The 12,557-nt window shown below is 69.5% G+C and carries 10 protein-coding genes; 1 reads left to right on the plus strand and 9 read right to left on the minus strand.

Features of this window, described 5'->3' with window-relative positions:
* Positions 1 to 451: 451 nt before the first annotated feature.
* The 3 genes from ABIA33_RS35855 to thyX form a co-directional block, all read right to left on the minus strand.
* On the minus strand, positions 452 to 2,137 hold the full coding sequence (locus tag ABIA33_RS35855) for a ribonuclease J (protein WP_370087972.1): 1,686 nt from the start codon (positions 2,135 to 2,137) through the stop codon (positions 452 to 454).
* Positions 2,138 to 2,257: 120 nt separating this feature from the next.
* Positions 2,258 to 3,157: a 4-hydroxy-tetrahydrodipicolinate synthase gene (gene dapA, locus ABIA33_RS35860; protein WP_370087974.1), complete on the minus strand. Its 900-nt coding sequence runs from the start codon at positions 3,155 to 3,157 to the stop codon at positions 2,258 to 2,260.
* A 202-nt stretch (positions 3,158 to 3,359) separates the two neighbouring features.
* Positions 3,360 to 4,100 (minus strand): FAD-dependent thymidylate synthase, encoded by a 741-nt coding sequence (gene thyX, locus ABIA33_RS35865; RefSeq protein ID WP_370087976.1) that lies wholly within the window; start codon positions 4,098 to 4,100, stop codon positions 3,360 to 3,362.
* Positions 4,101 to 4,211: 111 nt separating this feature from the next.
* Between thyX and ABIA33_RS35870 the strand changes: the two genes are divergently transcribed.
* Entirely contained in the window at positions 4,212 to 4,823 is a 612-nt protein-coding gene (locus ABIA33_RS35870) for an N-acetyltransferase family protein (RefSeq protein WP_370087978.1), read from the plus strand.
* Here the strand turns inward: ABIA33_RS35870 and ABIA33_RS35875 are convergent.
* The 6 genes from ABIA33_RS35875 to eccD all read right to left on the minus strand — a co-directional run bounded on the left by ABIA33_RS35875 (position 4,798) and on the right by eccD (position 12,304).
* Positions 4,798 to 5,241 (minus strand): hypothetical protein, encoded by a 444-nt coding sequence (locus ABIA33_RS35875; protein WP_370087980.1) that lies wholly within the window; start codon positions 5,239 to 5,241, stop codon positions 4,798 to 4,800. The genes ABIA33_RS35870 and ABIA33_RS35875 overlap by 26 nt on opposite strands.
* Positions 5,242 to 5,245: 4 nt before the next feature.
* Complete coding sequence (dapB, locus tag ABIA33_RS35880; protein ID WP_370087982.1) at positions 5,246 to 6,010, minus strand: 4-hydroxy-tetrahydrodipicolinate reductase; 765 nt, start codon at positions 6,008 to 6,010, stop codon at positions 5,246 to 5,248.
* A 27-nt stretch (positions 6,011 to 6,037) separates the two neighbouring features.
* Entirely contained in the window at positions 6,038 to 7,396 is a 1,359-nt protein-coding gene (locus ABIA33_RS35885; protein ID WP_370087984.1) for a M16 family metallopeptidase, read from the minus strand.
* A gap of 153 nt (positions 7,397 to 7,549) precedes the next feature.
* A complete protein-coding gene (locus ABIA33_RS35890; RefSeq protein ID WP_370087986.1) occupies positions 7,550 to 9,778 on the minus strand; it encodes a polyribonucleotide nucleotidyltransferase in 2,229 nt (742 codons plus the stop codon).
* 392 nt (positions 9,779 to 10,170) lie between these two features.
* Positions 10,171 to 10,461: a 30S ribosomal protein S15 gene (gene rpsO / locus ABIA33_RS35895; protein ID WP_370087988.1), complete on the minus strand. Its 291-nt coding sequence runs from the start codon at positions 10,459 to 10,461 to the stop codon at positions 10,171 to 10,173.
* A gap of 391 nt (positions 10,462 to 10,852) precedes the next feature.
* Entirely contained in the window at positions 10,853 to 12,304 is a 1,452-nt protein-coding gene (gene eccD / locus ABIA33_RS35900) for a type VII secretion integral membrane protein EccD (protein WP_370087990.1), read from the minus strand.
* Positions 12,305 to 12,557 lie beyond the last annotated feature (253 nt).

Raw genomic sequence — 12,557 nt, forward strand, 5'->3', positions numbered from 1 at the left:
GATTTCCGCCTTCCCGCACCGTTTCCGGCCCGTTCCGACGAGTAAAACTCTAGCCGATTTCGCTCGGACGAGCGAATTCAACCGCATTCCCCGAAAAAGGACATGACGAACCAGAGGTCGCATGATCGGTTTTAGGGAGCGTCGCCACCGCTGTCCGCAGGGCAACCCGCAGAACATTACGCATGCCTGCGAGGCATGTCAAACCAGACCCGAGCGCGTCGTGCCCGCACGTTCAGCGAGCAGGCGAGGTCGGCGCGGATGTACGCACCGACCGTCCTGCCCGCTCGGCCGGCCGGACCGGCCGTTCCAGGGAACGTCGCCCGACGGCCGAGGAATGGCGAGTCGGAGCGCCACCGCCTGCCCGGACTGTCGCCCGATTTACGTGCGGATGCCCCCGCAGGCTGAAAGCCTGCGGGGGCATCCGAGTTGACGCGCCGGACGGGGACGGAGGTCAGACCTCGACCACGACCGGGAGGATCATCGGGCGACGGCGGTAGGTGTCGGACACCCACTTGCCGAGGACCCGACGGACGAGCTGCTGGACCTGACGCGGCTCGATGACGCCGTCCTGGGCCGACTTCGACAGGGCATCCTGCATCTTGACGATGGCAGGGCCGAAGGCGTCGTCCTCGATGCCCGATCCGCGGGCCTGGATGTTCGGGCCGCCGACGATCTTGCCAGTCGCCGAGTCGACGACCAGGAAGACCGAGATGATGCCTTCCTCCCCGAGGATTCGCCGGTCCTTCAGCGAACCCTCGGTGATGTCGCCGACCGAGAGTCCGTCGACGTACACGTAACCCGCCTGGACCTTGCCGACGATCCTGGCGACGCCGTCGATCAGGTCGATGACCACGCCGTCCTCGGCGAGGACGATGCGGTCCTTGGTGATGCCGGTCTTCTGTCCGAGGTCGGACACCGCGCGCAGGTGGCGCCACTCCCCGTGCACCGGCATCAGGTTGCGGGGCTTGCAGATGTTGAAGAAGTACAGCAGCTCGCCGGCCGAGGCGTGTCCGGAGACGTGCACCTTGGCGTTGCCCTTGTGGACGACGTCCGCGCCCCAGCGGGTCAGGCCGTTGATGACCCGGTAGACCGCGTTCTCGTTGCCGGGGATCAGCGACGAGGCCAGGATGATCGTGTCGCCCTCGACGATGCGGATCTGGTGGTCGCGGTTCGCCATCCGGGACAGCGCCGCCATCGGCTCGCCCTGGGAGCCGGTACAGACGAGCACCACGTCCTCGTCGGGCAGGTCGTCCAGCGTCTTGACGTCGACGACCAGGCCGCCCGGCACCTTGAGGTAGCCGAGGTCGCGGGCGATGCCCATGTTGCGGACCATGGAACGACCGACGAAGGCGACCTTGCGGCCGAACTCGTGGGCGGTGTCCAGAACCTGCTGGATGCGGTGGACGTGGCTGGCGAAGCTCGCCACGATGATCCGCTTGTCGGCGCGGTCGAAGACCTGCTGGAGCACCGGGCCGATGTCCCGCTCCGGCGCGATGAACCCGGGGACCTCGGCGTTGGTGGAGTCCACCAGCAGCAGGTCGATCCCCTCCTCGCCCAGACGGGCGAAGGTCGGCAGGTCGGTGAGCCGCTTGTCGAGCGGCAGCTGGTCCATCTTGAAGTCACCGGTGGCGACGACCATGCCGGCGGGGGTGCGGATGGCGACGGCCAGCGCGTCCGGGATGGAGTGGTTGACGGCGATGAACTCACAGTCGAACGCTCCGATGCGCTCGCGCTCGCCCTCCTTCACCTCCAGCGTGTACGGGCGGATCCGGTGCTCGGCGAGCTTGGCCTCGATCAGCGCCAGGGTCAGCTTGGACCCGATCAGCGGGATGTCCGGCTTCTCCCGAAGGAGGAAGGGGACTGCGCCGATGTGGTCCTCGTGCCCGTGGGTGAGGACGATGCCGTCGATCTTGTCCAGGCGGTCCCGGATGGAGGTGAAGTCCGGAAGGATCAGGTCGACACCGGGCTGTTCCTCCTCCGGGAAGAGGACACCGCAGTCGACGATGAGCAGGCGGCCGCCGTACTCGAAGACCGTCATGTTGCGACCGATCTCGCCGAGACCGCCCAGCGGGGTGACGCGGAGCGCCCCCTCGGCGAGCGGCGGCGGGGTGCCCAGGTCAGGGTGCGGATGGCTCAAAAGTTTCTCCTCTCCGCGCACGCCGCACACCCCAGGTGGGTGCACAGCGCAGGCGGCATCGTTTCTTCGGTTTCCTTGGTGCAACACGTCACCGCGACGGCAGGACGTGGAAGTCTGTTGTCAGAGGTGTACCCCTCCGGCGGCGAGATCCTTCCTCAGCTGGTCGAGCTCTGCTTCGGTGGCCTCGACCAGCGGCAGCCGCAGCGGACCGGCCGGGAGGCCCTGCAGTGCCAGGGCGGCCTTGGTGGTGATCACACCTTGTGTACGAAACATACCGGTGAACACAGGCAGAAGTTGCTGGTGTATCTCTGCGGCCTTTGCCACTTCACCCGCGAGGTGGGCGTTCAGCATGCTCCGGAGTTCGGCGGCGACCACGTGGGCGACGACGCTGACATAGCCGACCGCGCCGATGGAGAGTAGCGGCAGGTTCAGCATGTCGTCGCCGGAGTACCAGGCCAGGCCGCTGCGGGAGAGGGCCCACCCGGCCGCACCGAGATCGCCCTTGGCATCCTTGTTGGCCACGATCCGGGGGTGCTCGCCGAGCCGGACCAGCGTCTCGGTGTCGATGGCCACGCCGCTCCGGCCGGGGATGTCGTAGAGCATGACCGGCAGGCCGGTGGCGTCGGCGACCGTGGTGAAGTGCCGGTACAGGCCCTCCTGCGGCGGCTTGTTGTAGTACGGCGTCACGACGAGCAGCCCGTGGGCGCCGATGCGCTCGGCTTCGCGGGCGAGCTCCACGGTGTGGCGGGTGTCATTGGTGCCGACGCCGGCGACGACATGGGCCCGGTCCCCGACTGCCTCCACGACGGCCCGTACCAGCGCGGCTTTCTCCGCGTCGCTGGTTGTCGGCGACTCGCCAGTGGTGCCGTTCACGACGAGTCCGTCGTTGCCGGCGTCGACGAGGTGGGCCGCCAGACGCTGGGCGCCTTCGAGGTCGAGAGAACCGTCAGCGGTGAACGGAGTCACCATCGCGGTCAGAGCCCTGCCGAAGGGGGTCTCAGGAGTGGAGGTCGGAGCCATGAACCCAACGCTACTCGTTGCGGGTGTGTGCTAGCACAGGCGGTCCATCAGGAGAAACACGAATGAGGAGCCCGGCGCTGCCTGCTCGGGGGTTCAGGCAGCACCGGGGCTCGTGCTTTTGAGACTAAGGAACACCCTGATTTCCCGCAAATGGGACATACAGCAGATCTGACTGAAAGTGAGATCTCGGGCCCCTCGTCGCTCAGGGCGCGACGCGTCCGTATTCGTTGAAGGCAGCGTGCGTGAGCGGCATCAGCGCGGCCCACTGCTGCTCCATCTTCTCCGCGACCATCTCGATCTCGCGCTGCGGGAAGGAGGGGACCGTCGCTCGCTCGTCCTTGGTCCGAAGGGACAGGAAGTGCATCAGCGAACGGGCGTTGCAGGTCGCGTACATCGAGGAGAACAGGCCGACCGGGAGCACCGCGCGGGCCACCTCCCGGGCCACGCCGTCGGCGAGCATCGCCTGGTAGGCGGCGTACGCCTGGCGGTAGGACGCCTCCATGGCGACCGTGGCCGCCCGGTACTGCTCGGGCGTGCCCGCATGGAACTCGTACTTGCCCGGACGGCCCCTCTGGACCAGCTTGCGCTCGGCGCCCGGGACGTAGAAGACCGGCTGCAGCTCGCGGTAGCGGCCGCTCTCCTCGTTGTAACTCCACCCGGCGCGGTGCCGATGGAACTCGCGGAAGACGAAGATCGGGGCGCTGACCAGAAAGGTCATCGAGTTGTGCTCGAACGGCGTGCCGTGGCGGTCGCGCATCAGGTAGTTGATGAGGCCCCTGGAGCGGGCCGGGTCCTGCTGCAGTTCGTCCAGAGACTGCTCGCCGGCGGTGGAGACCCGGGCGGCGAAGAGCACATCGCCGTCCTGGGCGCTGCTGCGCACGAGCTCGACGGTGACGTCGTCGCGGAAGGTGGGCTCGGGTGCGACGGCGGCTTCGTCAGTCACCTGGTACATCCTCTCGATGGTGCGTGCGTGGCTGGTTCCGGCCGCCGACCAGCGTAGCGGCGGCCGCGGACCCCGCCCGTTCTCTATCCTGTGCATGACGAAAGGATGGCGATGCAGCCACGACTGGCCGGGCCGCTGATCCGGGACACGACTCCAGCCGACGTGGCCGACATCGTGCGGCTCCGGGCGGCGTCGTGGCGGGCCGCGTACGCGGGCCTGATACCGCCGGTGTACCTGGACGCCATGGAGACCGGGCCGGAGGTCGTGGCCCGCGCGGTCCGCCGACTGGAGGAGAGCCCCGACGGGTACTACGACCTGGTCGCCGAGCGCGAGGGCAGGATCGTGGCCTTCGTCATGTGCGGCCCCGAACGGCCCATGCCGGAGCAGGTCCGGGCCGGGACGCCGCGCGGCGAGGTGTATGCGCTGTACGCCCATCCCGGCGCCTGGTCCACCGGCGCGGGCGCGTCGCTGCTCGCCGCCGCCCGGGACCGGCTGCGCGCCGACGGGCACGAGCGGCAGGTGCTGTGGGTGCTGGAGGGCAACACCCGTGGCCGGGCCTTCTACGAGCGCCAGGGTCTGCACGCCACCGGCGAACGAACAGAGCTGCAGCTCGGCGGAGTGATGCTGACGGAGCTGCAGTACGGGAACCTGCCGGCGCCCGTCGTCAACCAACGCCGGGCACAGCCGGACACCGTCGCTACACCTGCGCGTCGTGGATCTTGATGGCGTGCTGCATGGCCTTCCGGGCCCTCGGCGTGTCCCGGGCGTCGGCATAGGCCACGGCCAGGCGGAACCAGGAGCGCCAGTCGTCCGGGGTTGCCTCGGTCTCCGCCTGGCGGCGGGCAAAGACCGCGTCGGCGGAGTCACGATCGATCCGGCCACCGGCGCTGCGCTTCAGCTCGTCCGCCGGCAACGCACCCTCGGCCTCCAGTTCGCGGGCGAGCTGGCCGCTGCGGCGGCCGAAGCGGTAGGTCTTCCAGAGGAACCAGACGCCGAGCACGACCAGGACCTCGGCGCAGATCCCAATGCCGATGGCCAGGCCGTTGCCGGTGGCTATCAGCTGACCGCCGGTCACCACGATGACCAGGAAGCCGAGCAGCAGGGCGGCGGAGACGACGACGTACGTCACGCGGGCGACCATCGGTTCACTCTCCCGAGTCCGCGAAGAGGAAGTTCTCCAGACCGAAGGTCAGCCCCGGCGTGTCCACCACCTTGCGCACGCCGAGCAGGATGCCGGGCATGAAGCAGCTGTGGTGCAGCGAGTCGTGACGGATGGTCAGGGTCTCGCCGGTGTCGCCGAACAGCACTTCCTGATGCGCCAGCAGTCCGCGCAGCCGGACCGCGTGCACCGGGACACCGTCGACGTCCGCTCCACGCGCACCGGGAAGCCCGTGCGTGGTCGGGTCCAGCTGCGGGGCGAGCCCGGCCTCGGCGCGGGCGGCGGCGATGAGCTGCGCCGTTCGGGTGGCGGTGCCGCTGGGGGCGTCGGCCTTGTTGTTGTGATGCAGCTCGACGACCTCGACGGACTCGAAGAAGCGGGCGGCCTGCTGGGCGAAGCGCATGGTGAGGACCGCGCCGATGGAGAAGTTGGGCGCGATGAGCACACCCGTGGACGGGGAGGCGGCCAGCCATCCCTGCAGTGAGGCGAGACGCTCCTCGGTCCAGCCTGTGGTTCCCACGACGGCGTGAATGCCGTGGGTGGTGGTGAACTCCAGGTTCGCCATGACCGAGTCGGGGTGCGTCAGCTCGACGGCGACCTGCGCTCCGGCCTCGGTCAACGTCTCCAGCTTGTCGCCGCGGCCGAGCGCGGCCACCAGTTCCAGATCCGGCGCGGCCTCGATCGCGCGGACGGCCTCGGCGCCGATCCGGCCCTTTGCGCCGAGGACGGCGACCCGCAGGGGCGTGCTCATGGCGGTAGCTCCTATCAGAAGAGGAAGTCAGGCGATGGCTTCGGTCAGGCGGGCGGCGCGCTTGCCGTTGACCGGACCTATCACGGCGAGCGAGGGCCGGTAGGCACCGAGCACGGACGAGGCGACGTCGCGCACGTCGTCGAGGGTCACCGCCGAGATCTTCGCGAGCAGGTCGTCCACCGACAGGTGCGTGCCGTAGCAGAGCTCGGCCTTGCCGACGCGGGACATCAGCGAGCCGGTGTCCTCCATGCCGAGCACGGTGGAGCCGGAGATCTGGCCGATCGCCCGCTTCAGCTCCTCCTCGGTGATGCCCTGCTCCGCGACGCGCTCGAGCTCCTCGCGGCAGATCTTCAGCACCTCCTCGACCCGCTTGGGCTGGCAGCCCGCGTAGATCCCGAAGAGGCCGGTATCGGCGAAGGCGGAGGAGTAGGAGTAGACGGAGTACGCCAGGCCGCGCTTCTCCCGTACCTCCTGGAACAGCCGCGAGCTCATGCCGCCGCCCAGTGCCGAGTTCAGGACGCCCAGGGCCCAGCGGCGCTCGTCGGCACGGGCCAGACCGGGCAGGCCGAGGACGAGGTGCGCCTGCTCCGTGGGCCGGTCCAGGATCTCGACCTTGCCCGCGGTCGTCAGCGCCCGGACGCCGCCACGCGCCCCGGCCGGGACGACGTCCTCGCGGCTCAGCGCGCCGGCGTCGGCGAATGCGCGCTGGACCTGGCGGACGACCTTGGCGTGGTCGATGTTGCCGGCTGCGGCCACGACGAGGTGCTCGGGGCGGTAGCGGCGCCGGTAGAAGCCCGCGACCTGGTCGCGGGTGAGCGCGTTGATGGTGTCGACGGTGCCGAGCACCGGACGCCCCAGCGGCGAGGAACCATACATGACCTGCGCGAACAGGTCGTGGACCACGTCGCTCGGGTCGTCCTCGGTCATCGCGATCTCTTCGAGGACGACATCACGCTCGGTGTCGACGTCCTCCTGGCGGATCAGCGAGCTGGTCAGCATGTCGCTGACGACGTCGATGGCCAGCGGCAGGTTGTTGTCGAGCACCCGCGCGTAGTAGCAGGTGTACTCCTTGGCGGTGAAAGCGTTCATCTCGCCGCCGACCGCGTCCAGCGCGGAGGAGATGTCCAGGGCGCTGCGGCGGTCGGTGCCCTTGAAGAGCAGGTGCTCCAGGTAGTGCGTCGCACCGTTCAGCACCGGCGTCTCGTCGCGCGAGCCGACGCCGACCCAGATGCCGAAGGCCGCCGAGCGGACGGTCGGCAGCGTTTCGGTGACGACGCGCAGTCCCCCGGGGAGGACCGTGCGGCGGACCACACCGGCCCCGTCCACGCCCTTGAGCAGTGTCTTGGTCGTTCCGGGCCGCTGCTGCGCTGCCGTGGGCTGTGCCACGTTATGCCTCCGGCATGGGTCTTCAGGTTCGAGAACAGAGTAATTTCCAGGGCTCGGCCCCGGGCCCCCGGCAGGGGTGCGGCCCGGTCCTCCGCGGAAGAGCGGTGGACCGGGCCGCGACGTACCTACGTACCTACGCCGTCAGGCGAAGCCTTACTTGGCCTCGGCCTCGGCGGCCTCCTCGCCCTCGACCACGGGGATCAGGGAGAGCTTGCCGCGCGGGTCGATCTCGGCGATCTCGACCTGGACCTTGGAGCCGACCGCGAGCACGTCCTCGACGTTCTCCACGCGCTTGCCACCGGCGAGCTTGCGGATCTGCGAGATGTGCAGCAGGCCGTCCTTGCCCGGCATGAGCGACACGAACGCGCCGAAGGTCGTGGTCTTCACCACGGTGCCCAGGTAGCGCTCGCCGACCTCCGGCATGGTCGGGTTGGCGATCTGGTTGATCGTCGTACGGGCAGCCTCCGCCGAGGGACCGTCGACCGCACCGATGTAGATGGTGCCGTCGTCCTCGATGGTGATGTCCGCGCCGGTGTCCTCCTGGATCTGGTTGATCATCTTGCCCTTCGGGCCGATGACCTCACCGATCTTGTCCACCGGGATCTTGATCGTGATGATGCGCGGCGCGTACGCGGACATCTCGTCCGGGACGTCGATCGCCTCGTTCATCACGTCGAGGATGTGCAGACGCGCGTCGTGGGCCTGCTTCAGCGCGGCGGCCAGGACCGAGGCGGGGATGCCGTCGAGCTTGGTGTCGAGCTGCAGCGCGGTGACGAAGGTCTTCGTACCGGCGACCTTGAAGTCCATGTCGCCGAACGCGTCCTCGGCACCGAGGATGTCGGTGAGCGCGACGTAGTGCGTCTCGCCGTCGATCTCCTGCGAGATGAGACCCATGGCGATACCGGCGACGGCGGCCTTGAGCGGCACACCGGCGTTCAGCAGCGACATGGTCGAGGCGCAGACCGAGCCCATCGAGGTCGAGCCGTTGGACCCGAGGGCCTCGGAGACCTGGCGGATCGCGTAGGGGAACTCCTCGCGCGTCGGCAGCACCGGAACCAGTGCCCGCTCGGCGAGCGCGCCGTGGCCGATCTCGCGGCGCTTGGGCGAGCCCACGCGGCCGGTCTCACCGACGGAGTACGGCGGGAAGTTGTAGTTGTGCATGTAGCGCTTGCGGGTCTCCGGCGCCAGCGTGTCCAGCTGCTGCTCCATGCGGAGCATGTTCAGCGTGGTGACACCCAGGATCTGGGTCTCGCCGCGCTCGAACAGGGCCGAACCGTGGACGCGCGGGATGACCTCGACCTCGGCGGCCAGGGTGCGGATGTCGGTGACGCCGCGGCCGTCGATGCGGACCTTGTCCTTGATGACGCGCTGGCGGACCAGCTTCTTCGTCAGCGAGCGGTACGCGGCGGAGATCTCCTTCTCGCGACCCTCGAACTGCGGGAGCAGCTTGTCGGAGGCGAGACCCTTGACCCGGTCGAGCTCGGCCTCACGGGCCTGCTTGCCGGCGATGGTGAGCGCCTGGGCGAGCTCCTCGCTCACGGCGGCGCTGAGCGCCTCGAACACGTCGTCCTGGTAGTCCAGGAAGATCGGGAACTCACCCGTGGGCTTGGCAGCGGCGGCGGCCAGCTCGGACTGGGCACGGCACAGCTCGCGGATGAAGACCTTGGCGGCCTCCAGACCAGCGGCCACGACGTCCTCGGTCGGCGCGGTGGCGCCGCCCTTGACCAGCTCGATGGTCTTCGCGGTGGCCTCGGCCTCGACCATCATGATCGCGACGTCGCCGTCGGCGAGGGTGCGACCCGCGACGACCATGTCGAACACGGCCTCCTCGAGCTCGCTGTGCCTCGGGAAGGCGACCCACTGGCCCTTGATCAGCGCGACGCGGACGCCGCCGATCGGGCCGGAGAAGGGCAGGCCGGCGAGCTGCGTGGACGCGGACGCGGCGTTGATCGCCACGACGTCGTACAGGTCGTCGGGGTTGAGCGCCATGATCGTGCAGACGACCTGGATCTCGTTGCGCAGGCCCTTGACGAAGGACGGGCGCAGCGGGCGGTCGATCAGGCGACAGGTGAGGATGGCGTCCTCGGAGGGACGCCCCTCGCGACGGAAGAACGAGCCGGGGATGCGCCCGGCCGCGTACATCCGCTCCTCGACGTCCACCGTCAACGGGAAGAAGTCGAAGTGGTCCTTGGGCTGCTTCGAGGCGCTGGTCGCCGAGAGGATCATCGTCTCGTCGTCCAGATAGGCCACGGCGGAACCGGCGGCCTGACGGGCCAGACGGCCGGTCTCGAAGCGGATGGTGCGGGTACCGAAAGAGCCGTTGTCAATGACGGCTACGGCCTCGTGCGTGGTGTTGTCTTCCACCTGGAAGATCTCCTTCATGTCCTCAGGTGGAGCGTCCCCATCGCTGCGCCGACGGCGTGGCGGCCCCGGCTGGGCCGGTCTTCGATCGAAGCCTCCGGACGGGTACGGCGCTTGTCGCGCTCGCTCCTCCGGCGGCCACTACCGAGGACCGGCGCCTGGTGGCGCCAGCGGTCGGATGCGTGTGGACGCTCCGCGTCTTTGCGGGCGGCGACCGGTCCGGTCGTCCCGCGGTGAGGTGCCACCTCGACTTCACGCGCGGCGCGCGTGCTCGGATGGTCCTTCACCCTTCGTTCTCACCTTACGCACGCTGTCTTTCCCACGCGTGCGCCCTGCCCAACCATCTGTCTATCTGCTGGGTCAGGATGCGCCGAAGGGCGGCTCCCGAACGAGAGCCGCCCCCAGGCGAGGTACTAGCGAGCCGCGCCGGCGGCACCGCGGCGGATGCCGAGGCGGTCGACCAGCGTACGGAAGCGCTCGATGTCCTTCTTGGCCAGGTACTGCAGCAGGCGGCGACGCTGGCCGACGAGGAGCAGCAGGCCACGACGGGAGTGGTGGTCGTGCTTGTGAAGCTTGAGGTGCTCGGTCAGGTCCGAGATACGGCGGCTGAGCATGGCGACCTGGACCTCGGGGGACCCGGTGTCGCCCTCCTTCTGGCCGAACTCGTCCATGATCTGCTTCTTGACAGCGGCGTCGAGGGCCACAGCAACTCCTTGTGAGTCTCAATGGTGCCGGGTGGTCCTGGTCTGCTTCACAGGAACTGATGGAACCCGGCGGTCGGGGCTCGCGCCCCGCACCAGACTACCAGTGCGCGGAACAGCTCTTAGGCCGACCAGCACATGGGGGGCGGCGTCGCGGGCCCCCATGTACCGGTCGGCCTTGGACCGACCGGCAAATGGAGGGTGGAAGAAGAAGGGGGTCCCCCCGGCCGAAGGTTGGGGGAGGGTCGAGGGCCGAGTCCAGGCGGTGCCGACGAAGGAGCCATGGCGGAGCCCTGGCGACTGAGGAGAAGCCGTCTGGGCGAGAGCCTCCCCCACCCTTCGGGCGGGAGGTGCCCCCTTGCCCGCGACGCCGCCCTCCATTTGCCGGTCGGCCTTAACTGGTGAAGCCGCGGACCGCGGCGTAGACGTTGAGGACGGCCAGGGCCAGCGGGATCAGCGCGGCGAGCATCAGCCCGTCGACCAGGTCGAGGATGCGGCCCCAGAACGGCGACACGCCTCGGGCGGGCACGACCAGGGCGACGGCGACCAGGAAGGCGGCGCCGACGGCGATGGAGACGCCGAGCAGGATGGTGCGCAGATCGACCGCGGACGCGTTGTTCAGGTTCTGGTAGAGGAACAGCTGCATGTGCAGTGCCACGCCGAGGACCAGCAGGCCCAGGCTGAGCAGCCCGGCGGTCAGCAGGCAGAGCACCTGCGTGGTGTGCCGGAAGAGACGGGCGCGCAGCATCGTCGTCACGCCGAGGACCATGGCGAGCAGTTCCGGCCAGCGGCTGCCGCTGAAGGCGAGCACGGTCGCCGAGCCGACGACGACGGCGGCGCAGCCGCCGACCAGGCCGACCAGAAGCTCGTGGCCGCGGCGGGCCTTGGCGGCGATCCGGGTGTAGTCGGCGGTCTCCTCGTCGTCGGCGTTCTGCTCGGCCTCGACCCGGCCGCCGACCTGCTGGGGGGCGTGGAAGGCGACCGGGAGCCGGGCGAAGCGGGCGGAGAGCTGGGGCAGGAAGCCGATCAGGGCGACGGCGACCACGGCGGACGCGGCGGCGACCTCACGGGCCGAGGCGTCGCCGAGCACGGCGCCGAAGGTGGCGAGGGTACCGACGGCGGACACCACGGTGGCCGCGACGAAGGGTGCGTCGCCGCCCGGCATCAGCGCGGTGAGCAGCACCGAGGCGATCAGCACGACGACGCAGCCGACCAGGAACTGGATCCGCCCCGGGCCGTGGCCGAGGGCGGGGGCGATGATCCCGGACCCGCCGATCAGTGCATGCGGCAGGGCGGCGAGGCCGAGCGCGAGTGCGGACCCGCGGTCGTCGTAGACGCGGGCCCGGACGCCGGCGAGGGCAACCAGGACGAAGGCGGTGACCCCGGAGAGGAGCCCGGGCAGGGAGTGCATGTCGTGCTGCAGATCGGAGAACCACAGCGCGAAGCCGAGCAGCGCGAGCAGCAGCACTCCGCCGATCAGTCCGGCACCGCGCATCAGCTCGGGGCCCCAGAGAGTGCGGTCGGCTGCGACGGCGGTGGCGACCGCCTCGGCCACGTCGTCGTAGACAGCAGGCGGCAGCGACTCGGCGAAGGGGCGCAGGCTGAGCAGGTCGCCGTCGCGGACCTGCTGGGCGATCAGCGGAAGACTGCTGTCCAGGACCGAGCCGTCGCGGCGGACGAGGTGGAAGCCGGTCGGCGCGCCCTCGGGCAAGGTCTGCCCGGACAGTCGTAGGACCTCCGGGTAGACGTCGGCGAGCGGGACGTCCTCGGGCAGCGCCACGTCGATCCGACTGTCCGGCGCGACGACTGTGACCCGGCAGAAACCGGTGCTGGTGCTGGTGCTCACCCGGAGCCCCTCCCCCTGTGAGTGTCTGTGAACTGACAGCGGCTCACCCTACCGTCCGCTGCGGAGGGGTCATTCCTCGGCCCGTACGGGTGCGCACAGCTGCCCCGTGCAGGTGAGAGCGACCGGACTCCGAGGACGTCAGACCCAGGCTTGGGGCCGGGGGTTGGGCCCGGGATCGGAACTCTCCGCTGATCGGGCCTCGCAACCCCCTGCCCTGGCCCTGTCACGGCAGGGACTAGGATCGGCCCCTGCG

Origin of the sequence: Streptacidiphilus sp. MAP12-16 (assembly GCF_041262165.1) — a bacterium.
Taxonomy (GTDB): Bacteria; Actinomycetota; Actinomycetes; order Streptomycetales; family Streptomycetaceae; genus Streptacidiphilus.